Annotated in this window: 25 protein-coding genes; 4 read left to right on the top strand and 21 right to left on the bottom strand. The window is 51.2% G+C overall.

Annotated elements, in window-relative coordinates:
- Positions 1–16: 16 nt before the first annotated feature.
- Both NZD86_RS13550 and miaB read right to left on the bottom strand, forming a co-directional pair.
- Positions 17–463, bottom strand: a complete 447-nt coding sequence (locus tag NZD86_RS13550; RefSeq protein WP_268042454.1) for a YlbF/YmcA family competence regulator — start codon at positions 461–463, stop codon at positions 17–19.
- Entirely contained in the window at positions 460–1,869 is a 1,410-nt protein-coding gene (gene miaB, locus NZD86_RS13555) for a tRNA (N6-isopentenyl adenosine(37)-C2)-methylthiotransferase MiaB (protein ID WP_268046879.1), read from the bottom strand. Before miaB ends, NZD86_RS13550 begins: the two co-directional genes overlap by 4 nt.
- A 419-nt stretch (positions 1,870–2,288) precedes the next feature.
- Here miaB and NZD86_RS13560 point away from each other — a divergent pair, with 419 nt between their 5' ends.
- The 3 genes from NZD86_RS13560 to NZD86_RS13570 all read left to right on the top strand — a co-directional run bounded on the left by NZD86_RS13560 (position 2,289) and on the right by NZD86_RS13570 (position 3,830).
- Positions 2,289–2,495, top strand: a complete 207-nt coding sequence (locus NZD86_RS13560; protein ID WP_268042456.1) for a DUF1657 domain-containing protein — start codon at positions 2,289–2,291, stop codon at positions 2,493–2,495.
- A 103-nt stretch (positions 2,496–2,598) separates the two neighbouring features.
- The gene (locus NZD86_RS13565) at positions 2,599–3,456 is read left to right on the top strand and encodes a DUF421 domain-containing protein (RefSeq protein WP_268042458.1); all 858 of its coding nucleotides are present in this window, start codon (positions 2,599–2,601) and stop codon (positions 3,454–3,456) included.
- 125 nt (positions 3,457–3,581) lie between these two features.
- Positions 3,582–3,830, top strand: coding sequence for a hypothetical protein (locus NZD86_RS13570; protein ID WP_268042460.1), 249 nt, complete (start codon positions 3,582–3,584; stop codon positions 3,828–3,830).
- Between the two features lie 103 nt (positions 3,831–3,933).
- On the opposite strand, the gene NZD86_RS13575 is transcribed toward NZD86_RS13570, so the two are convergent.
- The 18 genes from NZD86_RS13575 to NZD86_RS13660 all read right to left on the bottom strand — a co-directional run bounded on the left by NZD86_RS13575 (position 3,934) and on the right by NZD86_RS13660 (position 23,539).
- Complete coding sequence (locus tag NZD86_RS13575; protein ID WP_268042462.1) at positions 3,934–5,214, bottom strand: YheC/YheD family endospore coat-associated protein; 1,281 nt, start codon at positions 5,212–5,214, stop codon at positions 3,934–3,936.
- A gap of 22 nt (positions 5,215–5,236) precedes the next feature.
- Positions 5,237–6,709, bottom strand: coding sequence for a putative amidoligase domain-containing protein (locus NZD86_RS13580; RefSeq protein WP_268042464.1), 1,473 nt, complete (start codon positions 6,707–6,709; stop codon positions 5,237–5,239).
- A 29-nt stretch (positions 6,710–6,738) separates the two neighbouring features.
- Entirely contained in the window at positions 6,739–8,127 is a 1,389-nt protein-coding gene (locus tag NZD86_RS13585) for a YheC/YheD family endospore coat-associated protein (RefSeq protein WP_268042466.1), read from the bottom strand.
- 21 nt (positions 8,128–8,148) lie between these two features.
- Positions 8,149–9,516, bottom strand: coding sequence for a YheC/YheD family protein (locus tag NZD86_RS13590; protein ID WP_268042468.1), 1,368 nt, complete (start codon positions 9,514–9,516; stop codon positions 8,149–8,151).
- A 75-nt stretch (positions 9,517–9,591) separates the two neighbouring features.
- The gene (gene cotE / locus NZD86_RS13595; protein ID WP_268042470.1) at positions 9,592–10,128 is read right to left on the bottom strand and encodes an outer spore coat protein CotE; all 537 of its coding nucleotides are present in this window, start codon (positions 10,126–10,128) and stop codon (positions 9,592–9,594) included.
- A gap of 268 nt (positions 10,129–10,396) precedes the next feature.
- Positions 10,397–11,344, bottom strand: a complete 948-nt coding sequence (locus NZD86_RS13600; protein ID WP_268042472.1) for a dipeptidase — start codon at positions 11,342–11,344, stop codon at positions 10,397–10,399.
- A gap of 46 nt (positions 11,345–11,390) precedes the next feature.
- Positions 11,391–11,651 carry a stage V sporulation protein S gene (locus tag NZD86_RS13605; protein ID WP_021294820.1) on the bottom strand — a complete coding sequence of 87 codons (261 nt, stop codon included), beginning with the start codon at positions 11,649–11,651 and terminating at the stop codon, positions 11,391–11,393.
- 97 nt (positions 11,652–11,748) lie between these two features.
- Complete coding sequence (locus NZD86_RS13610) at positions 11,749–12,531, bottom strand: TIGR00282 family metallophosphoesterase (RefSeq protein WP_268042474.1); 783 nt, start codon at positions 12,529–12,531, stop codon at positions 11,749–11,751.
- 78 nt (positions 12,532–12,609) lie between these two features.
- Entirely contained in the window at positions 12,610–14,157 is a 1,548-nt protein-coding gene (gene rny, locus NZD86_RS13615) for a ribonuclease Y (protein WP_268042476.1), read from the bottom strand.
- 178 nt (positions 14,158–14,335) lie between these two features.
- Positions 14,336–14,992, bottom strand: coding sequence for a regulatory protein RecX (locus tag NZD86_RS13620; protein WP_268042478.1), 657 nt, complete (start codon positions 14,990–14,992; stop codon positions 14,336–14,338).
- A complete protein-coding gene (gene recA / locus NZD86_RS13625) occupies positions 14,973–16,031 on the bottom strand; it encodes a recombinase RecA (protein WP_268042480.1) in 1,059 nt (352 codons plus the stop codon). The genes NZD86_RS13620 and recA overlap by 20 nt, the downstream gene beginning before the upstream one ends.
- A 521-nt stretch (positions 16,032–16,552) precedes the next feature.
- Positions 16,553–18,130, bottom strand: coding sequence for a DEAD/DEAH box helicase (locus tag NZD86_RS13630; RefSeq protein ID WP_268042482.1), 1,578 nt, complete (start codon positions 18,128–18,130; stop codon positions 16,553–16,555).
- Positions 18,131–18,170: 40 nt separating this feature from the next.
- The gene (locus NZD86_RS13635) at positions 18,171–19,448 is read right to left on the bottom strand and encodes a competence/damage-inducible protein A (RefSeq protein ID WP_326492567.1); all 1,278 of its coding nucleotides are present in this window, start codon (positions 19,446–19,448) and stop codon (positions 18,171–18,173) included.
- Between the two features lie 18 nt (positions 19,449–19,466).
- Positions 19,467–20,045, bottom strand: a complete 579-nt coding sequence (pgsA, locus tag NZD86_RS13640) for a CDP-diacylglycerol--glycerol-3-phosphate 3-phosphatidyltransferase (RefSeq protein ID WP_268042484.1) — start codon at positions 20,043–20,045, stop codon at positions 19,467–19,469.
- A 65-nt stretch (positions 20,046–20,110) separates the two neighbouring features.
- Complete coding sequence (locus NZD86_RS13645; RefSeq protein WP_268042486.1) at positions 20,111–20,602, bottom strand: YajQ family cyclic di-GMP-binding protein; 492 nt, start codon at positions 20,600–20,602, stop codon at positions 20,111–20,113.
- Between the two features lie 27 nt (positions 20,603–20,629).
- Positions 20,630–21,670 carry a helix-turn-helix domain-containing protein gene (locus NZD86_RS13650; RefSeq protein ID WP_268042488.1) on the bottom strand — a complete coding sequence of 347 codons (1,041 nt, stop codon included), beginning with the start codon at positions 21,668–21,670 and terminating at the stop codon, positions 20,630–20,632.
- 34 nt (positions 21,671–21,704) lie between these two features.
- Positions 21,705–22,502, bottom strand: coding sequence for a DUF3388 domain-containing protein (locus NZD86_RS13655; protein ID WP_268042490.1), 798 nt, complete (start codon positions 22,500–22,502; stop codon positions 21,705–21,707).
- A gap of 17 nt (positions 22,503–22,519) precedes the next feature.
- Positions 22,520–23,539 carry a hypothetical protein gene (locus NZD86_RS13660; RefSeq protein WP_268042492.1) on the bottom strand — a complete coding sequence of 340 codons (1,020 nt, stop codon included), beginning with the start codon at positions 23,537–23,539 and terminating at the stop codon, positions 22,520–22,522.
- A gap of 129 nt (positions 23,540–23,668) precedes the next feature.
- Here NZD86_RS13660 and NZD86_RS13665 point away from each other — a divergent pair, with 129 nt between their 5' ends.
- Complete coding sequence (locus tag NZD86_RS13665; protein WP_268042494.1) at positions 23,669–24,016, top strand: hypothetical protein; 348 nt, start codon at positions 23,669–23,671, stop codon at positions 24,014–24,016.
- 17 nt (positions 24,017–24,033) lie between these two features.
- On the opposite strand, the gene NZD86_RS13670 is transcribed toward NZD86_RS13665, so the two are convergent.
- Positions 24,034–24,615: a hypothetical protein gene (locus tag NZD86_RS13670; RefSeq protein ID WP_268042495.1), complete on the bottom strand. Its 582-nt coding sequence runs from the start codon at positions 24,613–24,615 to the stop codon at positions 24,034–24,036.
- Positions 24,616–24,627 lie beyond the last annotated feature (12 nt).

A 24,627-nucleotide genomic window follows, 5' to 3' on the forward strand; every position in this document is an offset into this window, starting at 1 on the left:
GACCGCATGGATATCCTCAGTGGGCGGAACAGGATCCGCAATCACCCGAACTGCAACTCCCGCCCGAGCCACATTGACGAGGCCCTTTTTCAACAGGTACTTCCCCTTTGAGCCGGGCAAGAAGGACGAGAATGACTTCTTGTAACATGCCGTTCAACTCGTCGTGTGCCGCTTTGTACTGAAGAGCGACTGGAATTTCCGTCAGCTTGTCCTCAACTTTGTGTACTTCCTCTTGAATCCGTTGATACTTTTCGCTTTCTTCACCCAACCGCCCTTTCAAAACGAGCAACCCGTTTGTCTTCTTCTTCAGCTCGTCAAATAGGGCTTGCGCTTCTCGGTGCTTCATCATTTTATCCCGAGCCTGCCAATACATTTGTGCAGCTTCAGAGCTGGAGATTGTCCGCGCAATGACATCCGCTTTTTCGAGCAAGGGCTGGTATGTCTGTTCCATCGCTGTTGTCATGAAACCTCCTCCTCTCTTGTCACCATGCGACCCTTGAGAAGGAACGTCTGCGGGTGTGTAATTTCAACCTGCACATGCTGCCCTCGCAAATCAATACTGCCTGGAAAGAGAATCAAGCGGTTGGTCCGCGTGCGACCCGACAGAACCTGCGCATTCGTCTTGCTCGCTCCCTCAACGAGAACATCGACGACTTCACCCTTCAAATCTTGGTTGCGCTTGAGACACACTTCAGCTTGGGCTTCGTTTAATCGGTAAAGTCGCTGTTTTTTCTCATCTAGAGTCAAGGTGTCTTCGAACCGCGCTGCCGGCGTATTTTCGCGCGGTGAATAAATGAAAGTAAAGGCGTTGTCAAATTGAACTTCTCGCACAAGCGACACGGTATCTTCAAACTGTTCTTCCGTTTCCCCTGGGAATCCAACGATAATGTCCGTTGTCAAGCTGACTCCCGGAATAGCGGCACGAATTTTCTTCACGAGTTGCAAATAGTACTCGCGAGTGTGTGAACGATTCATGCGTTTTAAGATCTCGTTGTTCCCAGATTGAACCGGCAGGTGAACGTGCTCCACTACATGTTCGCACTCGGCAATGGCAGCAATCAAATCATCACTGAAGTTCCACGGATTGGATGTCGTGAATCGAATCCGATCGATCCCAGGGATGTCATTGACTTCTCGAAGCAACTTAGCAAACGAACTGGTTCCCAAGTCAACGCCGTAATCATTGACGTTTTGACCGAGCAGAGTAATTTCCTTAAACCCATCTGCAACCAGTTGGCGAACTTCCTGAACGATGTCTTCCGGTTGCCGACTGCGCTCACGGCCCCGCGTGTACGGGACAATACAGTAGGTACAAAACTTGTTGCAGCCATACTGAATATTGACCCATGCCCGGACGTTATCCTTACGAGCTTTAGGCATGTCTTCAACTGTCTCCGCGGCCTTGTCCCACACTTCCATAACCGTGGCTTGGGAGGTTCTAGCTTCGGCTAGGAGGGCCGGTAACCGGTCGATGTTGTGCGTTCCAAATACAACGTCAACCCAAGGGAATTTTTCCAAAACCATTTTCTGAACGCCCTGTTCCTGTGCCATACATCCGCAGAGCCCCAAGACCAACTCAGGATTGCGCTGTTTCAAGGGACGTAACCGGCCAATTTCGCCGAACACCTTGTCCTCAGCATTTTCCCGAACGGCGCACGTATTGAACAAAATGACATCAGATTCTTCCTGACTATCCGTGGGAACGTAACCCATTCCTTGTAGGAGCCCCGCCATAACTTCTGTGTCATGTTCGTTCATCTGACACCCATATGTTCGTAAGTAGTACTTTTTCGGCGTACCATCTGTATTGAAACCCGTATACCGATATTCGTCCGGCATCTCGTAAGAGGTTCGGTCCAAGTTACTCATTATCGGCTTGGGCCTTCTGACCTGTGCAAGCTTTTCCAACTCATCTATACTTAACTTTGTTAAATTCACTTTGTCCTCGGGATTGACAATCGACAAACCCAAACCCACCCTTCGACAAAAATCCATTCTTAATTATACATGAACCGCTGATGACAAACACGTTCAAAAACCTGGGGAATCCTCCCGTAACACCATCCCGGGTGTTCACCTCACAAGGACCCGTCTCCGTTTAACGATGAGGCTGTTCCCACAACCCGCTGATTAAGCCATTTTTATCTAAGTAGCCGTACAGTATAAATCATAAGCAACCAGCCAACATTATGACAGCTTGGACAGTCTGATATGTAAACTGTACGAGACTGTTTAATAGTGGACCAATTCCATGAGGAACAAACATAGGACAGGAGGAATTTGAAATTATGACGGTAGCTAGCCAGGTCAAACAAACATTAGCGGGGTTAAAGAGTGCACAGGCAAGCTTCGAACAGTTTGCACTACAAACCCAAAACCAACAGGCGAAACAACTTTATACGGACGCGGCAAGCCAAACACAAACCATTGTCGACACTCTCGAACAACGTGTCGGACAAATGGAGCAAGAAGAACCCCAGTACAAAGGGTTCTAACTTCAATAGCTAAACGGTCGGACGGAAGCTGCGTAACTTGCTTCCGTCCTTCATTCTATAACCCGACGTCCAGGAACCTGAAATCATCAATAGGAGACATGTCATGATGCCTGTCTACGTCGAAACACTGTTGAAGTCGATCCTATCCTTTATCGCCCTTATCGCTGTATGCCGAGTCATCGGTAAACGGGTCGATATTGTCTTGCCGGTTGTGTTCGGCGCCTTGGCGGCGTTTCTTGCTGTTGACCGAAATGTGAGGGTGATCGATGGCTTGATTGCACTTGGCACATGGGGTCTTCTCACGGTTTTACTCGGGTGGATCGTGATTAAATCGAAACCCGCGCAAAATCTCATCAACGGACAAGCGACCCCTCTCATCCAAGGGGGCAACATCGTAGGAAAAAACCTGCAAAAACTGCGCATGCCTGTTGGCGATCTCTTGGCTCTCTTGCGGGAGAAAGACGCATTCAAGCTGGCTGAAGTGGAATTTGCAGCACTGGAAAGCGATGGCCAAATCAGTGTCATGAAAAAGGCGGATAGCCAACCGGTCACACCGAAGACAGCTGGTATAGCGGTGCAGAATGAACCGGAGCCCAAAGTCGTGATCGAAGATGGTGTGGTCAATTACAATGGTCTCCTGCAGGATGGGTACGTAGAAGGTTGGATCTTAAGCGAAGCCAAAAAGCAGGGCGCCACGAGTGACGACGAAGTGTTCCTCGCACAACTTGACAACTCGAACAACTTGTATGTGGACTTAAAAAATGACGTGTTGAAAAAAACGCCAAACGACCCCACAACGAAATCAAAGCTCTTATTATTGGCGTCATTGAAGAAAATTCAGTCAGACTTGGAGAGCTTCGCCATGCAGACCGAAAACCAAGCGGCAAGAACCAGCTACACCGAATCCGCTGAACAACTCAAGCGCTTGATCTCAGAGACTTCGCCATTTCTCAAGATGTAATTCCGGTTGGTCTCTTGTCATCACATTGTCATGGTACAACGAAGCCAAGCTCTCGTGTTAAACGAGAGAATCTGCGATACTGAACGTATCCGTGAAGATTGAAGTGAACTTGGAGGAGTTGTATCGTGTCGGACAAACTCAACATTCCGACTTTCGAGGTTTCCGTTGTCGGTAAGGAACATGTGTACGACGGGGCTGTTGTGGCACCGGATAAGCAGTCATTTGCAAGTGACTTGCCGGACATAGACCGTATTATCCGGGCCCATCAAGCACTCTTAATATATGACAGTCGATGGTACTACATCCCATTTCATCAAATACAGCTCATCACGAAGGGCAAGCGACGTTTTTCACTTCCGTGGCCTCTCGTATAAACTCTTGGATTCTCGCGTCGTCGTGATCGCGCGCGCCGGTCCCTCATCATTCCCAGGACATACGTACGCGCGACCACAGCGACAGCGTGCTCCCCGAACCTACTCATGTTGACCTCGCACGCTCGCGCAACTGCCCGATGATACCGCGCAGGGACTTGCGCCGAATGTCAGGTTCGTCGAATTTCATTGGTTTCGCGTTCGCCTCAAAAAACCATGGGTGCCCTTTTCTATCAATCCCGATATCCATCGACATTTCGCCAAGTTCACCGTCATTCGCACTGTCTATGGCTTCTGCAGCTTGAACGACAAACTGTTCCAATTCTGATTGTACACGCCCTGCAGCAGTCCCGAACGCCTGGACGAGGACCGCGTCGGCGTTCGCTATGGATCCACCGTTTGGAACGTGGGTCGTGATGGTGCCATCCCCACTGACGCGGACACCACGACCAACCATATGCCAAGTATTATTCTGTTTTTGCAAGAGAACTCTAAAGTCGCACGGGTTCCCTCCATATTCCAGTAATGGTATAGCTTGTTGAACGACATATCGGCCTGGTACTCGTTCTCGATTGACCGTGTTCCAAACTTCTTGGAGGTTGGCACACGTATGATGAGTTGTGCGACCATGCTTTAAAACGTGGACTAGCCAACAACTGCCCTTACTCGCTTCTACACGCAGCATCCCGTGACCAACGCTACCCCCAGAAGGCTTCAGATATACAGCTCCATGCCGTTGTAGAATGCTCAAAAAAGTAGATTGTTCTAGCTGACCTGCTGTTTCCGGTAAATAGCTGGTCAGACCGTTTTCCGTAATGATCTCGTAGATACGGGATTTACTAAAATACGCCGGATTAAATACAGGAATCTCTAGCTTTTGAAGAGTACGGCGGGCACGAGTTGCGCTTTGGCGGTGCTCCAGAGCGCGGGTCGGTATTCGATTGTAGACTGCCTCAGGTTTCGGGCACGGAATGCGCTGCCATCGCTTGTAACCAAGTCGCACGTACCCCTGCCACGGCCCTAGCTCTGATACATGAGGCGTAGGAATGACATAAATGAATACCCGTTCTTGCTTGGCAGTTTCGATAATATCGCGAAAGTTTAAGCGCGCGCCCGTAAAGCCGTCGTGCCCTTCTCCCGCTAAGATGGCATATACCTCACCGAGCATTGCCTCTTCATCGGTCACTGTCAGCGTTGTTGGACAGCGATAAATGACCGTCTCCCGAATCGCTTCCGTGCGAATGGGTACGGTTAATCCATCACCGCGAAACCTTGCAACCATAGGCATCGATCCGATAGTTATATCTCTAGGAATCGGTCGAACGACACAGTCAATTCGTTCACCCTGTTTAATCCAACATAGTTCTGCGTTCATTTCACGGTTCACTACCAGCGACCTCTCTTCCTCGTCAAGAACCTGTCACTCGTGCTCTCCGTGTCTTTGTCGCACCTGGCTTTCTCTGTGCGCGACCTGAGGGCACATTCCATTCGGCACGAACATCTCGAGATTCGTCCCATGTGCGCCCCTGTTCAATCATGACAAAGAACGGCTCAATGTACTCACGATATTGACTGTATGCGGAGTGGAGGCGAACCGTTTCAATGTTGCGCAAAATAAATGGGCGCAAGACCCCAACTTGGCCTTCGTAAAAAGCGAGCTGGGTGCTCTGAACGTAGATGTCAGGGAGTGGAAGATCGCGATAGTTCAGTGCCAGGAAGTGAGCTAAGTGAAAGGCTGCAGTCGTGACCACTCTGCTGCAAATAAAGCTTGCGGGTGTGCGATATTCAAATCCACCGTATTCCTTGTGGCGAATGTCCCCTAAGAAACCATACTTCGGTCTTCGTAGGTTCGCTGATTTTCGGTCTTCCACGGCCATTAACGGCAATCCTAAATAGTTATCCAGCGCCTTGACAAAGCGGCTTGTAAAGGGGATGCCAGAGAAATGGATATGTCCGCCTGTACAGTAGGGACGAAACGGCATGCTTCCTGCCCGCCACTCGACCATCTGGCGATTGATCCGACTGGTCGCTTCCCGCATCGTTGCGCGAAGATTGATAAGCAACCCATTTGGACTATTGTCCGGAGCGGGTCGCAACTCCATCAGAGGCAGGCGTTTTCCATCGAAATTCACACTCCGGTCATCACATCCAACACGACCCTTGCGCGTGAAATAATTACTTGCGAGAACCATTTTCCCCTGTGCATTGCGCAGCATGACCTCTAAGTCTGTCCCAAGTGTCACATTCGACGGTGAGTTCTGCTTTAGTTGCTCTTCTCGTTCAACAAATGAACTCATTGCGTCTTTGAATACGTCCAACATGCGACCTTCGAGCACAGGTGTGGCAGTCACGTCCATCACGTGCAACATACCTTTGGGCCCAACGCCAACACTGACCATACCAAAGTCGAGACCAAGTGCATGAAGTGTCCGAGTTGCTAACAGCACCGCTAGACGAGTTTGTTTGTCTTCGCTTACACTGATCTCTTGGAACGACGCATGCACACGCGATATTCGTGCCTGAGGCCAATTGGCTCCTGAATCGGATCGAAAACAGGCGATTGCTTTCATGTCGAAAATGGGTATTCGATACTGACGACTAAACGTGGTTGCCTCTCCCGACTTGGTCGTCTTCGATGCAACGCGAACACCGATCCGTCGTAAGAACTTGGCCATTTGCACTCGCGATGAAATTCGTTGAACAGCTTCCTTGGCATTGACAATGGTCCCTTTCGCTGGATCGTTCTCATCCAGCGCTCCCCAGCGCAGAAGTACATCCGAATCTCCTACCGCATTCGTCGGCGTATATCTCGAAAGTCGTGACACATTTGTCAACAGTCGCTTGGCAGACGGCTGGTTACGATGTAATAAATAGTACGCCATACCCGACATCCCCCTTTCTCATCGGTCTCTTAGCTTGTCGACTTCGCGAGATAGATGGCATATCGAATTGGACGCTCGAAAGAGAGATCGACGAGGTCCTTACGTCCTTTTTCAGTGGATGGTGCCTTCCGAGGTTTCGAGTTGACTTCAATGACCCATACCTTGCCGGTCAGGTCCAAGCCGAGGTCGATCCCAAGTTCCCCAAATGTCCTTCCTGACTGCTTTTCTATCGCCTCCGCTATCTTGTGCGAGAGGCGCCGAATCTGTCCTTTCGCCTTCGTGCGCTGCTCGACTTTCGGAAGGCACTCTAACAATGCATCGTCTACTGGCATCGCATCGCCGCCACCCGTGAGATTCGACGTAAAATCTCCAGATTTCGCCACACGAGCGAACATCTTGGTACGCTTCCAGTTCCCTGTGTGATCTCGCTGCATCAGAATCCGAATGTCGACCGGACGATTCTGGTATGTCGCGAGCCAGAGCCCCTCTTGCCAAATATACGGTCTATTCTTCAAACGGGTGCGAAAGGTTTGCACGGCGTCTTTGGCGGATGCAGCTTTGCCCCGCGTCACATACGATGTGTTTTGTTTCAATTCATACAGAAAACTGCCGTCACGTTGCTTGACAAACCGTGCAATCCCAAGTCCCAAGCTCCCGTGCAGCGGCTTGAGAAATGCCGTCTGGTGACTGCTCAGAAACGCAACGGCAGCAGGTATAGTCGTATGTCTGACTGTGTGTGGAACGTGAGCACGCACCTCTAAATCTTCTTGTAACCATTCATAGACCTGCCATTTGTCGAAAAATCCGTCGTTGAAGAATTTCCGTCCATACCTGCGTGACAATGCTTGACGTTTGTCTTGAACCGCAGGATCGCGTTCGAGTTTGCGTGAGACCAACTGGTCATAAATCACATCCGGCATGGGGAGGACTCGACGGTGCCATCTGCCGTCGTTTTGCACGTAACCACGAATGGTTCCCGCTCGTAAGTCAACTCCACTGATGCTAAACAGGAAACATACGGCTCCGTACATGCGACCCATTTCCACGAGCCGTTCGAGCGATTCCAACTGCTTGCTCTTCTTCAGAGTCCGCTTTTCCTTATCCCATTGTGGATTCGCCAAGATCCCGATGAGTGGGCCGAATTGGATACGGTGGCTGGACAGCCCAGCGGGCATCAGCCACGTGTATTCAGTTAGCTTCAACTGTCGTGCGGCCTGGACGCTCATGGAAATCGAATCTCTCGGAAGACTTCCGTCGATCACACAATAGAGATTCACTCGGCGCTCCCCGTGTACACATTCAATTTCGGAAAAGTATCCTACTGCGGCGCTTTGACCGGCAGAAGGGCTCAGTCGCAAAAGTGGCTCCGCACTCGGGAAAGTTGTCACCCGAATTTCTGTTTGCTCCCCTTCCATCATTCACGGCCCCCTTCCAGCACCTTAGCCCGAATAGCCAGTTGCCCTGATAGCATATTCAAGCAGTAACTCAAGTGACAGACGTCGGGCACCGGGTGAAACCATGCGCAGCATGCGACGCCCCGGCGTCGCGTTGATTTCGAAAATGTAGATCTCCCCCGCCGGTGTCAAAGCCAAGTCAATACCCAACTCAGCAAAGTCGCCATACTTGTGTTTCAGCGTTCGCACAACACCCGTTGCGATGCTGTCCATTGTTTCCAGCATGGCGTCCCTGCGTTTACATCCAACCGCTCGTTCTACAAGATCCTCGGCTGACTTTGCGATCCCGCCCGTATGAATGTTCGTCGTAACAGCACCCGATTGACCAACTCTGGCCACGCGAGCGATAATCGTTGGGCTGTCACTCGCCTGTACGAGCCAACGAAAATCGTACGGCGCGCCGTTCACTTTTGGTAACGGGACGGTATCTTGAACAATCGCCCGCTTCAACCGCGACGCCTTCCAGAACTTCTGAAAGTCCATTTGCGAAGAAAGGTTCCGGTACAACAACTTGGTCTCCGGCTTGAACACACTGGATACCCGCTCGGTCTGCCTGGGTACGATACGTCGTTCCCAACTCGCTTGCACCTGTTTACCCATCCGCTTGAGATGGTAGATAGACACGCCTTGGGCACCCCCAGGCGGTTTTACATAGACGTCCCGTCTGGCCATCACGGCATCAAACAGGTCCCCGGCAGATGTGCAAAGCGTAGTTCGCGGTAGGTGGTCTTTCAAGTCAGTCGTGTTGCTAAGAATTTGATGTATGGTCCACTTGTTGCTGCACTCACGGGGAAGGGTATGCAATCGGCCACTCTTTTGAAACTGTAGGAGCTCCCATTTCGCCTGCTCCGCGTTCGATTTCGTAAAAGACCCTGAGCGTCGAATGACGATATCAGGGATGAGATTCTCGTTCACCATCCAGCATTCCGCGTGCGTGTTGTAGCGGTTGACGCACTTCGCCTGGAGGTCTCCAGGCGTCAAGATTACGACATGAACGCCAAGCGAACGTCCGTATGTAGTCAATTCCTCGAACATGCGTGTTTGTTCCCCAAAAGGGCGATCCAACGATGCCGTCCGGTCCACGTACAACCCTAATATCGGTCCCAAATACCAAGTGGTTCCTTGGACACGTGCATGAATGATCGCATTTCTGTTCAATCCGAAGGCTTTGCCAATGGAACGCGACACGTACAGCCTGTATGTCCCTTGAGGGCCCTTCGCCCGCGTCGCGGCAATTGTGCAGGCTCGGCCGCCAAATACAAGGCGGCTGGGCAGACTTGCGCCCTTATCCAAACCACTCACCGACACATTGCGCCCACGCAGCTCATCCGTGACTTGAACAGACACACGCATTACTGATGCCCCCTCTAAAACTGGAAAATGGGGCGATAAACGCCCCATTCTCGACCAATACGACAGAGACTGACGTCAGTCTTCGATTTCAACTTCTTCCAAGAGGCTCTCTTCCTCGAAGAAATCTTCGTCCTTCTTCTCGACCATTTCCGCCGTCAACACACACAACTTCGTCTGACCAATGATGTCAACACCAAGTTCCTTTTCCACGCGAACGAGCACTTCTGATCCATTGCCCGTGAGTGTAGCATCAAGGCAATTGGGGCTTTGCAGCACGCTCACCTGAACCTCACGGGTATCGCGAATGCATTCGGTGTCGAGATCGCGTAGGGCAATCTGCTCGACATATGTGACCGTTTCTTTGGCGACTGCTGTTTCCGAGTTGTTGTTATACGAGTACCAGACGTTTACGTCAAAGCGTCCGTGTACTTCGACATAATCGCCAACCAACTCTGCTTCATAGACGTGGTTCATTACCCAACAACCACCAATCGTGCTGGGCCGATGCGTGGGGCGGACTGTGTATGTCGTCTGTGCGTACTTGTTACCCCTGCCGCAGACCGCGTTCGCCATGATCTCGCGGTAGTTGAGGTCTTTGTTTGAAAGCACCATGCGGCAACCTCCTCTAGTTTTTCATCGGGCGAATGCCCCTTGGGGCATTCGCCCGAGTTTGATACTGTATCGGTATGCGGGGCCTGGGAAAGTGGTGAACGCCGTGTCGCCGAATCCGTCCCAATAAGTCGCCCTTCCGCAACCACAGCACATCCTATGCGAACGCCCACATTCGTGCGCACAAAGGTGGCTCCAAACGCGGAAGATAGGCTTGTCTCAACGCAAAAAAGCGCCCCCCAAGGCGAGGAGCGCCATTCACGACCGACATTTAAGCCGGAAGTTGCCGTATCAGGAATGATTCAAAATTGTGAAAGAGAACTTGCTGCGCAACATCGCGACCGTACCGTTCAACGAGTTGCTCTGCGAGCGGTGCATAGTCCTGGCTCTCACTGAGCCCTTCGACGGAATGAGACGTTCCGTCAAAATCGGAGCCGAAGCCGACGTGTTTTTCCCCGCCGAGTTCGAGAACATGATCCAAGTGGCGCAACACGTCATCCGTCGTAACCCTCGACGAGCCGCTTACGAAGCTAGCCTCAAAGGTCAACCCGATCCACCCGTCACGTCGGATAATTTCTCGAATGACGTCGTCTGTTAAATTACGTCGGTGCTCGTGTACCGCTCTCGCGTTGGCATGCGAAGCCATGACAGGGCCGTCCGTAAGACGGAGGATGTCGCGGACACCGTTATCGTGTAAATGGGCGAGATCGATCCACATGGACAACCGTTGTAGCTCCCGAACGACCGCTCGTCCAGCGCGCGTGAGACCGGCTCCACGCAATTCCCCGCAGCCGTCTGCCAATTCATTGGCATCATTCCACGTGAGTCCCATCCCTCTCACGCCTAGATGATGAAGCATTCGCAGGATTTCGACTTTGCCGCGCAGACACCCGCCACCCTCCAGTGAGAGAAGGGCTGCAAGTTGCCGTTGTGATCGTGCAGCCCGTAAGTCACTGCGAGATTGAACGAGGCGGATACTTGGGACAGTTGCGACTTGTTCATAAAAGGCGTCAAGCTCGCGGAGCACATCATGGAGTTGGGCACCGGCGTCCGCATTCGGCGAAACGTAGAGAGCAAAGACTTGGGTGGCAACCCCCCCTGCTGCGAGCGAAGGGTAGCTCGCTGACAGCTTCGGACTTGCTTCCGCAAAACGAATCTGTTCATCCAAAAGTTTCATCAACACATCAACATGCGCATCCGCAACGAGTAACTGCTCCATCTAAATTGCCTCCTCTCATTCCGCCGCACACGAAGCCACTTCTTGTTTAGCGCGGTTCGACCAGCAAGCGAATCGCCGTTCGATCCTCACCGTCAATCTGGATGTCCGTAAATGCTGGAATACAAATTAAATCCACGCCGCTCGGTGCGACGAACCCTCTAGCAATGGCGACCGCTTTCACGGCCTGATTTAAGGCACCTGCCCCGATAGCTTGTATTTCAGCGCTGCCTTGTTCGCGTAATACCCCTGCCAAAGCCCCCGCAACTGAATTCGGATTTGACTTAGCCGAGACCTTTAATACATCCACGATGAAATGACCTCCTCTATCCCCTTCGGCAGTAGGACACTATATCGATATTGCTTGAGCATCCCGTTTATGCCAATTGGGGGACAAGAAAGTCCGTCTATCCCAGAGATTCGTGGCAAAAAATCTGCTCAATGGATGTTGCGCGACCCGTCACGTCATCTAGTTCCAGTACCGCGGCACAAAACTGTCGCGGCCCGTCGGCTACCTCAAATTTCGTCGGCAGTTGTGTCCGCATCCGTCGCAACACCTGATCTCGCTTCATTCCCAAGATGCCGTCTCGAGGTCCAACCATACCCACATCCGTCAGATATGCTGTTCCACCGGGGAGAATCATGGCATCGGCAGTTGGGACATGCGTGTGTGTACCCAAGACCGCTGACACGCGCCCGGCAAATGCCCAGCCCATTCCCAGTTTCTCAGATGTGACTTCCGCGTGCATATCAACAATGACATGCCGGATTTCACTGTGTTCGGCCAAAATGCGATCCACTGTATCAAACGGACAATCCAACTGACTCAGAAACGTGCGGCCCATGACATTCACGATAAGCACCTCAGCCTGCCCCACCTTGCAGATGGTGTAGCCACGACCAGGCGTCCCCGCGGGATAGTTTGCCGGCCTTACAATTCGCTCGTCGTCATCAATGAAATCAAAAATTTGCCTCTGATCCCACGTGTGGTTTCCCATGGTGAGAATTTCGATCCCGGCATCGTATAATTCGTCCGCGGAATTGAACGTAAGCCCCCGACCTTTTGTCGCATTTTCAGCATTCGCAATCACTAAATCTGGTTGCACCTGCGGGAGGAGTTCACGCAATACTTCCGCAGCATATTTGCGTCCAGGTTGGCCAACGATATCCCCAAGAAACAAGACTCTCACAGCACACTTTCCTTCCCCTTCGAGGTCAGCCGAAATCCCGACTTTCCTGATGAAAAATAGAGTAGCCATTTGGCTACTCTATTTTGCGTATTCAACGGCTCTAGTTTCTCGAATTACAGTCACTTTAATCTGACCTGGGTAATCCAGTTCGTTTTCAATCTTTTTGGATATCTCCTTTGCCACCAACGCTGACTCCGCATCGTCAATTAACTCAGGTTTAACGATGATCCGGATCTCACGCCCTGCTTGAATGGCATAACTCTTCTCCACACCGCTGAACGATTCCGCGATGGACTCAAGCTTTTCCAGCCGCTTCATGTAAATCTCCAAGGTTTCGCGGCGGGCGCCCGGGCGAGCGGCCGAAATGGCATCGGCTGCCGCCACGATAACAGACACTGGTGAAGAAAATTCGACGTCTCCGTGATGGGCAGCAATGGCGTTGATGACAACTGGATGTTCTTTATAGCGCCGTGCTAAATCCACACCAATTTCGACATGTGAACCTTCCACTTCATGTGTGATAGCTTTACCCACATCGTGCAAGAGACCGCCTCGACGAGCGAGTGCAACATCGAGCCCTAGCTCAGCTGCCATCATTCCAGCGAGATGAGCCACTTCCACGGAGTGTTTCAAAACATTCTGGCCGTAACTCGTACGGAATTTAAGCCGTCCAAGAAGTTTGACCAAATCCGGATGTAAGCCGTGTACATTGCTATCAAACGTTGCTTGTTCGCCCTCTTCGCGAATCAAGTCATCAATATCGCGTCTTGCCTTTTCAACCATTTCCTCGATCCGCGCTGGATGAATTCGACCATCTGCAACTAACCGTTCCAACGCAACTTTCGCGATTTCGCGGCGAATTGGATCAAACCCTGACAAAATGACGGCTTCCGGGGTGTCATCAATGATCAGATCAATGCCCGTTAAAGTCTCGAGCGTTCGGATGTTCCGGCCCTCACGGCCAATGATTCGGCCCTTCATTTCATCATTCGGCAAAGTAACGACGGATACAGTGATCTCGGACGCGTGGTCCGCCGCACAACGTTGTACTGCGCTGGCAATAATATCGCGAGCACGACGTTCTGCGTCGCGTTTTGCCTCTTGTTCAATCTGTTTCACCATCACTGCTGCATCGTGACGAGTCTCTCGTTCTACTTGGTTCAAAATGAGCTCCCGAGCACTCTCGCGTGTCAATCCCGAAACGCGCTCCAATTCACGCACTTGTTCCTGTCGGAGTGATTCGATTTCGTCTTTCAGACTTTGCAGTGATTGTTCTTCTTTACGAAGTTCTTCCGCTTTTTGTTCTTGTGTTTCAAGCTTCCGATCAAGAGATTCTTCCTTCTGTAACACACGGCGTTCCAAGCGTTGCAGCTCGTTACGACGTTCCCGAAGTTCCTTCTCAGCCTCTTGACGGATTCGATGTGTTTCTTCTTTTGCTTCTAGAATGGCTTCTTTGCGTCGCGCGTCTACGTCACGTTGCGCGGACTCTATGATTTGCAAGGCACGCGTCTCCGCAGTGCCAATTTTCGACTCGGCCATCATACGCCGAGCTACGTAACCAAAGCCTAAGCCAATAAACAATACAACAATCGCTATGACAATGCACAACCAAATGGGAACTGTCACAAGGCAATGCCTCCCTGCTCCAGTTGGAATAACCAACCGTTCGCGTCAATGTTTTGACGGATTCGAGCTAGAGGCCGTAAATGATACGCAATATACATTCTAAGTGTTCGTCCATATCAGGTCAAGAAAGGACAAGTTGTGTCGAAACGATTACAAAGGGAAAAACGCACCTGTGTATTCATTCATCATGTGCATCCGCTTCCAGTGTTTGAACAATTTTTCGAATGAGATCCGGCTCAAAGCCGCGACGGAACAAATACTGCATGAGCTTCATACTCGACTTTCGATCCCCCAGCGGCCCATGACGTCGGACAAATTTATCTGCTGCCTGTTTTGCCGCATGGTATTCAACGTCAGATGATAGCGCTTTGACCACCGCGTCCTTCGCCGTTTGGGCGTCGATACCCCGACTCCGTAATTTCGAAATCAGTTGTCCTCGACTATACCGTTCTCCTTGCTGTTCAACATACATCAGAGCATACTGCTCGTCATCGATAACTCCGCGGCGTTGCAACCGTTCCACGATCTCGCTCGTCAGCACTTCCGAAACACCTTTACGTTCGAGGTGAGCACGAACCTGAGAGGCTGTTCGAACACGTCCCGTCAAATATGCCGTGGCCGTTCGTTCCGCGATCAAAATGTTCGCATGGTGTATAAGGACTGTTCGGAGTGCCTCAGATATACCCAGGTTTACTTTCAACCCTAGGTTCACCCAATCGAAAATGGAGAGGACAAGCGGCGGCTCATTGTGAAAAAGAACCCGAACAGCGTTCGGGTCCCCTGGTACCGGCTCACGACCTACAATTTCATCAATATTAGGAGAGGTCAAGCTCAAGCACGTCCTCCACGTCATCCTCCGGTGGAGCGGCTCCAACCGGTTTTGACACGGAAACTTGGTAGTGTTCGCGGACGGCCAATTCAATCTCAGCCGCAATTTCCGGATGTTCTTTCAGAAACTGCTTCGCATTTTCACGTCCCTGGCCAAGTCTCTCTTCGTTGAATGAGTACCATGCGCCGCTCTTCTGAATGATGTCGATATCCGAAGCCATATCGATAATACTGCCTTCTCGTGACATCCCCTCGCCGAACATGATATCGACATCCGCTTGACGGAACGGCGGAGCAACTTTATTCTTCACAACTTTAATTCGAGTACGCGAACCAACGACGTCGTTGCCCTGCTTAATGGCCTCAGCACGACGGACCTCTAGACGCACCGTCGAATAAAACTTTAAAGCACGGCCACCCGTGGTTGTTTCAGGATTGCCGAACATAACGCCGACCTTTTCGCGGATTTGGTTGATAAAGATGGCGATCGTTTTTGACTTGCTGATAGCACCAGCCAATTTACGCAACGCTTGTGACATCAAACGCGCTTGCAGCCCGACATGGGAGTCACCCATATCGCCCTCCAACTCGTTCTTCGGAACCAGCGCTGCCACGGAGTCGATGACAATGACATCCACTGCACCACTGCGAACGAGTGCCTCGGCAATTTCGAGAGCCTGTTCTCCCGTGTCCGGTTGAGAGATCAGAAGTTCATCGATGTCCACACCCAACTTCTGAGCGTAAGCCGGATCAAGCGCGTGCTCCGCATCAATAAATGCGGCTTGTCCGCCCAGCTTTTGAACTTCTGCAACGGTATGCAAAGCGACCGTCGTCTTACCGGATGACTCGGGCCCATAAATCTCAATGATCCGCCCGCGAGGTAATCCGCCGACTCCCAGCGCAACGTCTAGAGCAATCGATCCTGTGGAAACCGTCTCTACATTCATCGATGCCGACGCTTCTCCCAGTTTCATGATGGAACCCTTGCCGAACTGCTTCTCAATTTGCTTTAGGGCCATATCGAGCGCCGCGCGCTTATCTCCCATGACACACCATCCTCAATATCTATCCCATTGTTATCGTATCAATTCGCGACCAGAACGCATCTTCCTTCGAAACTATTGTATCAAGTCTATCAACAAATGCAAACATTTGTTCGCATTCCGAAGGGGGCTGTCCCAGTCAGGTCGCGGGTGGCCCGGGGCTGGGGCTGTGATGGAGCTCAGAATGGCGCGTGAAGAGCGGAGTTTAATTCCCAAATCCAAACCACCATGCCCCTCCATAAACAGACAAGATACTCGGAGTCCGTTGTTTCCACCAACCGAACCTTCTGCTCCCCAGAGTTGACCCTATAGAGGTACCCAATTCCTTTAGTCAATCCTATGTAATCACTGCGTGCCTTTAAGGGACTGACAGTCACTTAACCAAACGGCCACCGCTCCGCCAAACCGTCAAACCGCCCAGCCCCGATTTCCCTTCCGCAGCGCTCGATCCCGCCCACGACAAAAAGGGGCTGCCCCTGCACCGAATGATATGCGGGACAGCCCCTACCTTTTTACCAGACGGATTACCGGCTACCGCGCGGCTTTGCGGGCTCCAAATTCACCCTGGTTCCATTGATCCGGCTTTGACGCAGAGCTTCGTACACAAATGGGGCACTTTCCTGTTCTACTTCGATGAACGTAAACCGATCAAAGATGTCGATCCGGCCCACAGCTGCCCCCGGAACACCCGCTTCCTCGGAGATGGCGCGCACAAAATCTGCAGGGCTCATGCGAGCCGTTCTGCCGATATTGACAAAGAAGCGAACCATACCTGGTCGGGCACCCGTGTCACCAAAGTCGTAATCATCCCCGTCTCCGCGTTGACCTTCTCCCGCCGTCACAATCTTGAGCAGTGCTGAGGCGATGTCAACGGGATCGTGTTCATCGATGAGATTTCCCAGGATAGCCCGATAATGAGCCAACCCACCCTGGTTAATTGTATCAAGGATGCGATTGCGCAACATTTCAGCCTGGCGTTCAGCCACATCTTCCAAAGACGGCACTTCTCGAAGGTCCATGCTCACTTTGGTCTCGCGTTCAATTTGTTTCAAAAGCTTGAATTCACGGGGTGTAACCAGTGTGATGGCCAACCCGTGCTTGCCTGCGCGTCCGGTTCGTCCAATTCGGTGAACATACGATTCAGGGTCCTGCGGGATATCGTAGTTGATGACGTGTGTGACATCATCAACATCAATGCCGCGCGCAGCAACATCCGTTGCAACAAGTAGTTCAATTTCATTCTTGCGGAAACGGCGCATGACACGATCCCGCTGGGCCTGACTCAAATCACCGTGTAAACCGTCAGCCATATATCCACGAGCTTGGAGTGCCTCTACGAGATCGTCTACACCACGCTTGGTACGACAAAAGATGATGCCCAACTGTACCTCTTCACTGTCCGCTATGCGGCATAAACTCTCTAACTTGTTTCGCTCCAGCACTTTATAACAAACCTGATCGATCCGTGGAACTGTCATTTCTCCCCGATTGACGGTAACGTGTTTGGGGTTCTTCATGTAGCGACCGGACAAACGCTTGACTTCATTCGGGAACGTGGCGGAAAACAGAAGTGTCTGCCGCTCTTCGGGCGTCTCTCGAAGAATGCTCTCAATGTCCTCAATGAAACCCATGTCGAGCATTTCGTCCGCCTCGTCCAATACAACCGCAGTGACCTGGCTTAAGAGAAGCGTTCCACGCCGAATATGGTCGAGGACACGTCCAGGTGTACCAATGACAATTTGGACTCCTTGTTTGAGGGCCCGAATCTGGTGTCCGATTGATTGCCCACCGTAGATTGGCAACGACTTGACACGCTTGTATTTAGCGATTTTCCGAACCTCGCCAGCTACTTGAATGGCCAATTCACGGGTTGGCGTCAGAACGATAGCCTGAACATGTGGATCAGACGTGACGCGATCCACAAGGGGGATTCCGAATGCAGCTGTTTTGCCCGTTCCGGTCTGCGCTTGCCCAATGACGTCAACGCCTTCCATCACAATGGGAATGCAGGCCTGCTGAATCGGGGATGGCTCTTCAAATCCCATATCGTGAATCGCCTGATACACGCGGCGATGTAATCCAAAATCTTCAAATGATGACATGCTCTCACCTTTCTTAAATCAAAAATGTAATGAAGCCGGTTTAAGACGACGACTGGGGGCTCTCGGATGACCGCATTTGGATACGGTTTAAAAGCCGCCACAATGCCTGTTTACATGTACGAACACGGACTTGGGTCCGTGAGACACGATACTGCAGCCGATGAACTTCCGTGCCAAAAGAATCCGAAACTGCAACATAGACAAGCCCTACTGGCTTCTCCGGCGTACCGCCACTGGGTCCTGCGATTCCCGTTATGCCAATACCGTACGTTGTAACAAGGCGACTCCGTACGCCTTCAGCCATGGCCTTCGCGGTCTCCTCCGAAACAGCTCCGTGACGCTCTAAAACCGTGCTCGGAACGTCGAGAAGTGACTCCTTTACTCGGTTATCGTATGCCACGACGCCACCAAGGAAATAATCCGAGCTGCCAGGAATGTCTGTCAGCAAGCCCGCGAGCATACCGCCTGTACAACTCTCTGCTACGGCGAGTGTCTCGGCTCGCTCCCGAAGTACACGGCCCACCACTGACGGTAATGTGTCGTCGTCCACACCGTAAATGTACGGACCAAATCGACTCCGAATGTCCGTCTCAACGGAAGCAATGGCTTCAAGGGCAGCATCACGAGTTGACGATGTCGCAGTAATCCGCAACAACATCTCACCCTCACCAGCCAGCGGGGCGACCGTCGGGTTCTCATTTGCCGTCAAATCTTGAACTTGCTCATCGACATCCGATTCGCCAATACCACAAAAATGCAACACGCGGGAAATGAGCGCTTGCTTTCCACCAAAAACCGAGAGAAGCTGCGGAACGACTGACTTGGTAAGCATCGGTCGCATCTCAAGTGGTGGACCAGGCAGGAGGAAGAAATGAACATTACGAGCAAAAATGTATTGTCCAGGAGCCGTCCCATTCTCATTCGGGATGAGGGTGCCACCATCTATACAATAGGCTTGTTTTCGATTTTCATCTGGCATCTTACGATTGCGCCCGGCGAAATATTGGTTGAGGTGCGCTAGTGCTTCTTCCGACAGAACTAAATCGCGGCCCAAAAATTTCGCTAGTGCCTCTTTGGTTAGGTCATCAGCGGTTGGGCCTAGCCCACCCGTAACAATGACGACATTCGACCGTTTCACAGCAGCTTCGAACGCTGCTTGAATCCGTGCTTCGTTATCACCGACTGCACCGTGATGGTACACGTACAGCCCGTGTTTGGCAAGCTCTTGTGAAATAAACTGTGCATGTGAATTACTGATTTGGCCTAGCAGAATTTCGGACCCCACTGCTAAAAGTTCAGCACGACACGCATCAGACACCAAAATCAGCTCCCGTACTCAATCAGTTTCACGAATAATGCGCTTGTTTTTCAGAAAATAGTCCAAACCAGATAGTACCGTCGTCACAACCATGACGTATAACATTGCTTCAGCAAATGGGAAACCGACCACGGAGAACGGAAAATTGTTCACGATCAGCGCAACCATCGCGATGATTTGCGTCACAGTTTTAAGCTTCGCAAACTTACTGGCCGCGATGACAATCCCTTCCGCAGCCGCAACTAACCGTAGTCCGGTCACGGCGAACTCCCGACTGATAATGACAATCGCAACCCAAGCTGGCAATCGGTGCATTTGCACAAGGCTGATGAGTACTGCGGAAATAAGCAGTTTATCTGCAAGTGGATCGAGAAACTTTCCGAAATTCGTGACGATCTGCCGCTTCCGCGCAATATACCCATCAAGCCCGTCCGTGCTCGCAGCCACAATAAATATCAATGCAGCGATGATTTCGCTCCCCGTTGTCGTCTGATGGTTAATGGTGATAGACCAAAAGTCGTAGTGGATGAGGAGAACCAAACTCACGACGGGTACCAGAAAAATCCTGGCTAAGGTGATACGATTAGCCAGATTCAAATGCTCAGCCCCCATCCAAGGCGAATATTTACGAGTTGGAAACAGCAGTGCTGTTCAACGCGCACCTACCGGTAATTTGTAAACTGAAGCGGTGCATCGATGTCCGCGCTCTTCAGTAATTGAATGACTTGCTGCAAATCGTCCCGACTCTTACCTGTCACGCGAACCTGGTCACCCTGGATTTGAGCCTGAACTTTGATTTTTGAGTCCCGAATCAACTTAGTTATTTTTTTCGCAGTGTCTTGATCAATCCCCTGCTGCAAAGAAAACACCTGTCGAACGGTCCCACCGGCCGCTGGCTCAATTTTCCCGGGTTTCAAGGCCTTTAACGAAACATCCCTTTTGACAAGTTTCGTTTGCAGCACGTCTAGTAGTTGTGACAACTTATACTCGTCGTCCGAAACGAGCGTAAGCGCACTTTCTTCAAACCGAATTTCGCTTTTGCTTCCTTTGAAATCAAACCGTGTTTCAATTTCCTTGCGTGCCTGAACAACTGCGTTGTTTACTTCCTGCATATCAACCTTCGAAACAATATCAAACGAAGCGTCTTTGGCCACATTTGTCACATCCTTAATCGACCTTGTTCAACCCTGTTGCTTCTGTATTTGAATATTAACTGCACTTTGCGTGTTGGGCAGAACCAATTGCTGACCGTTCACTGTCAATTGTACTCCTTGAACATGCCCGAGCCGAAGCGAAACGGTTTGCTTCCCTTGAAATGTTCTCGTCTGACCCTGATTGACCGTATCATTGCCATCGGTCACGTTGCCGTCCACAGTCGCAGAGATCCAACACTGTCCACTTAACACCTGTAGATTCACTTGTAACTGTGAAACGTTCTTGACCAAATATGTACGAATACCGTTCTGGAGTGGCTGCGGTGTAATGACCACAGCTTTGGGCTGACTCTGACCCGATACAGACGAATTGGAAACTGTATTGGCAGTCGCACTTGCCACGCCGTTCCCCGTAGTATTCACGCCACCGATTGCAGCTCTGTTTGAGGTTCCATTCGACGCAACCGGAGGCTCGTTTGCGATAGTCTGCGATGAAGGCTGGCCAGTCGTGTGGTGCCCTCCCAGCTGATTGCGCAACGCGAAGTAGCCTCCCCCAACGACCACGAGGGCGGCACAGATGATCAGTGCTTGTCCGATGGCGCCGCCGGGTCGTACGCGCATTTTGGATTCACCACGCGTTGGAACCGGCCTTTGCTTTTGCATTTCCTTCGAGTTGGTGATGGTACGGGGTTCTGACATCTGCACGGCTGGTTTACGTGGTTCCGCCGCTTGTTTATCGCTAACTTCGTCGGTACGTTTCACTTCCGCTTGTTTTCCCGCATTCGACAAAGGCGAATCTGACCGAGTCTCTTCATTCATCCCTGAATCCGCGTCAATTTCCCGTCCATCGACATACTTTTGAAGCAAATCGAGGCCGTCAAGACCCAAAACGTCCGCATAACTCCGCACGAAGCCACGGGCATATACGCGACCAGGAAGAACCGTCCAGTCCCCTTCCTCAAGGGCCAGCAGATAACGTTTACGTATTTTTGTCTTCTCCTCAATTTGGTCCAGGTCGAACCCTTGTGACTCCCTGGTCGTGCGCAGAATGCGGCCGAGTTCTCGCACTGATTGCCCTCCCTAACTGGCCTGGATCTCCACATTACTCATTCGACCAGGCCGCAGATTCTCGTTCGATCACGTCATATTGTAGCTCTTCTTGCGTTTCACGCCGCAACTCAATGATTAAGTCAAACAGGTCCCAATTGTACCGGGACCGTCTAACGAAAATGTCTGGATGCTCAATCACGATTGGATTCGGCATGCGCAAAATTTCTTCCACGCAACGAAGGTGTTCTTCATCGCCACGCAGCGCGGAAACCGCTCCATCAATAATATACACGAAACGGTCCGATAAAAAATCATTTGGCGGTAATTCGCGCATAATTGTCTGCTTTAGTAGGGTTGACGACACAAACAACCACCGCTTATTTGCATAGACACTGGCAGCCACGACGGATTCTGTCTTGCCCACACGGGGCTGACCACGGACGCCAATGACTTGGCGACCAGGGCGCTTTAAAATCTCTCCAAGAAAGTCGACAAGGACACCCAACTCGTCTCGTACGAATCGGTAAGTTCTCGTTTCTGCGTCACTTCGATCAATAAACCGTCCATGACGAATGGCCAATCGGTCCCGAAGCGTCGGCTTGCGAAGCGCCGTGACTTCAATATCATCCATGGAAGAGAGCATCGTCGTCAACACGTCCAGACTATCAGGACGGTCCGTTTCGATCAAGAAACCGCGACTATGTTCCGACACCCCCGCCAATTGCAAAATATTAAAGCCGAGCATGCCGAGCAGCGAGGCAATATCACCCAGCAAACCTGGCCGGTCATGGCGAATGTGGTACTGGAAGTAATACTCCGTAACCGGTTTTGTTGAGTTCGTATTCGACAATTACAACATCCCCTTTTTTAGGCAATCCCAAACTGCGACCGAATGCTCTGCCTCGTTGCCTGAGGAAGATTTTGATAGTCCGACTTCCACAAGTTTGGCGTCTGCTGGCTGGCCCTCTCCATTGGGCTCCAGGCGTTTACCACAGAGCTCGGCAACGACTGTAGGGTGAGGGACGTCGGATCAAAAACTGTTTCGTTACCATTTTGCCAATGTCCTGTTGAAAACTGTGACAGTGCATCGGTAAAGTGTGTTACGTCTATATGGCCAGGCATGGCCACTGGTTTCAACTGCGTAAGCGACGGACTCAAAGAAAAAATCTGGTAACCTTGAGTCTGCAGAAATTGCTGCATCGGTTGCGTCGGCGTGCTCCCAACAATCACCGAACTCACTGTAGGGTAAAGGGGCGGTAAGGCCGCCCCATTGAGTGGTGTCATTGGCACGATGTGGGCACCTGGATCTGCCGTGTACAATCCCGCGAAGAATGCCTGTTGCACGGACGTTGGAAGTGAATTCGGAAGATAGCCGAAAGTAGGTTGGACTGCATAGGCACCCGGTCCCGCTTGGTTCGTCGCCCACGTTCCGGCCACGAAGCCGACTGAAAACGCGGTGGCATTCTCATCCTGGGATATCGTGCTGACATTCGCACCTTGAATCGCAGCACCCGCCTGTGTGCTTAAGATTTCGAAGTGAACCGAGGAATATTTCTGGGCGATTTGCGATATGTCACTTGCAAGAGCGGTTGTATCATTTGCTGCAACCAGGCAAAAAGTCACGTCCTTGTTTTGTAAAACGTGGTCGATCACCTGGTCAAACGAATTGGCGCTGGATCGTACTGTTTGTACAACCGACGTCTGTGTATCGACAATGGACTGCAAACTACTCGATGACAAAAAGCTGGGGTGATCCACTACAACTACCGCAGCCGCTTGTTTTTGCTCATGTGGACGCATTGCGCCAAGATCAGGTGCCCCACACCCCGCCATCAGCAGGGACAGTGAAAGCACACATAACGACATGGTGATTTTCTTCTCTCTCATTCCATTACGACTCCTATCAAGCAATAGCCTGTAACTTGTGCCCTATGTATGCATTCTAACTGATTGAATCTCCTCTTGCCTTTGTGCCTTTGCACTCACATAATATATGTATGAAAGGGTGAAATCACTTTGGGGAACTTTCATGGCGAACACTTATCGGTCGCAAAAGCGCTCTATCAGCTTGAATTCTACCTAGATCAGCTCAATGCGCCGTTCGATATCTATCATTTATATGCTACAGCGTACAAAGAACAACGCGGTAGCCAATACGACGAACGTTGGCTCTACTGTTTGGATGACAACCCAGAAGTAGAGAATTGTCTGGACGAAGGATTTACACTTCAAACAATCGTTGACACGCTGTTGCGTACGGGTCACGAACCTGTTGTTCGAGCTTTAATGCGGTCATTCCGCAGAGAAAAAATAGCAATCTCGCAACTTTACCTAATTGGTGCAACGCCAAGGCGGCGCAATTAACATGCGCCGCCCGTTTTTTATTGTTGAATCTCCAGCCACGCATCTTGTGAATTGTCGTTTTGCACTGGTGAACTCGACACCAACGTCGACGCCAGGTCTCCATTCATCGTCGTCGTGGCCATCTTCTCATATGCATCTCGCCCCAGCCCAGAGGATCCGACAATGCTGTCACCTTGCATAAACGTAATCTCCGCTTCACTCACCGGCTCGTTCGTGGAGTATATATCACGATAATACGCGTCGACAAGGGCGCTAATCTCCTGAGTCACACCTGGGTTCGAGGTTTGTCCGTCGGTTGCCTCCGAGAGGTCAACGATTGCGGATACAACGTATTGCCCCTGGCCTTTCCCGTCGGGTAAAACAACCATATCATTAAGCCCATTCACATTGCCCAGATGGTTGGTCAAGTCATCGATCATGGCATCTGATGGATCCGGATCACTCGATGTCGGTGCCGCTTTACTGGACGTTCCTGTTCCAAACGAATTTGGTATCGCACTGAACAATTTTCCATCCACCCACGCGAAGACACCCAACAAAAGAGCGCCCGTAACAACGTAAAATTGCCACGGACGCCTTGTTTGAACCTTGTCCTTCATGTTATCCACCAC

Origin of the sequence: Alicyclobacillus dauci (assembly GCF_026651605.1) — a bacterium.
In the GTDB taxonomy this organism is placed as follows: domain Bacteria; phylum Bacillota; class Bacilli; order Alicyclobacillales; family Alicyclobacillaceae; genus Alicyclobacillus; species Alicyclobacillus dauci.

Excerpts from the sequence above, each read along its gene's own strand:
- NZD86_RS13550 (WP_268042454.1), bottom strand. The coding sequence starts at position 463 with ATGACAACAGCGATGGAACAGACATACCAGCCCTTGCTCGAAAAAGCG.
- miaB (WP_268046879.1), bottom strand. The coding sequence starts at position 1,869 with ATGAGTAACTTGGACCGAACCTCTTACGAGATGCCGGACGAATATCGG.
- NZD86_RS13560 (WP_268042456.1), top strand. The coding sequence starts at position 2,289 with ATGACGGTAGCTAGCCAGGTCAAACAAACATTAGCGGGGTTAAAGAGT.
- NZD86_RS13565 (WP_268042458.1), top strand. The coding sequence starts at position 2,599 with ATGATGCCTGTCTACGTCGAAACACTGTTGAAGTCGATCCTATCCTTT.
- NZD86_RS13580 (WP_268042464.1), bottom strand. The coding sequence starts at position 6,709 with ATGGCGTACTATTTATTACATCGTAACCAGCCGTCTGCCAAGCGACTG.
- NZD86_RS13585 (WP_268042466.1), bottom strand. The coding sequence starts at position 8,127 with ATGATGGAAGGGGAGCAAACAGAAATTCGGGTGACAACTTTCCCGAGT.
- NZD86_RS13590 (WP_268042468.1), bottom strand. The coding sequence starts at position 9,516 with ATGCGTGTGTCTGTTCAAGTCACGGATGAGCTGCGTGGGCGCAATGTG.
- cotE (WP_268042470.1), bottom strand. The coding sequence starts at position 10,128 with ATGGTGCTTTCAAACAAAGACCTCAACTACCGCGAGATCATGGCGAAC.
- NZD86_RS13600 (WP_268042472.1), bottom strand. The coding sequence starts at position 11,344 with ATGGAGCAGTTACTCGTTGCGGATGCGCATGTTGATGTGTTGATGAAA.
- recA (WP_268042480.1), bottom strand. The coding sequence starts at position 16,031 with ATGGGAGATAAGCGCGCGGCGCTCGATATGGCCCTAAAGCAAATTGAG.
- NZD86_RS13630 (WP_268042482.1), bottom strand. The coding sequence starts at position 18,130 with ATGTCATCATTTGAAGATTTTGGATTACATCGCCGCGTGTATCAGGCG.
- NZD86_RS13660 (WP_268042492.1), bottom strand. The coding sequence starts at position 23,539 with ATGAGAGAGAAGAAAATCACCATGTCGTTATGTGTGCTTTCACTGTCC.
- NZD86_RS13670 (WP_268042495.1), bottom strand. The coding sequence starts at position 24,615 with ATGAAGGACAAGGTTCAAACAAGGCGTCCGTGGCAATTTTACGTTGTT.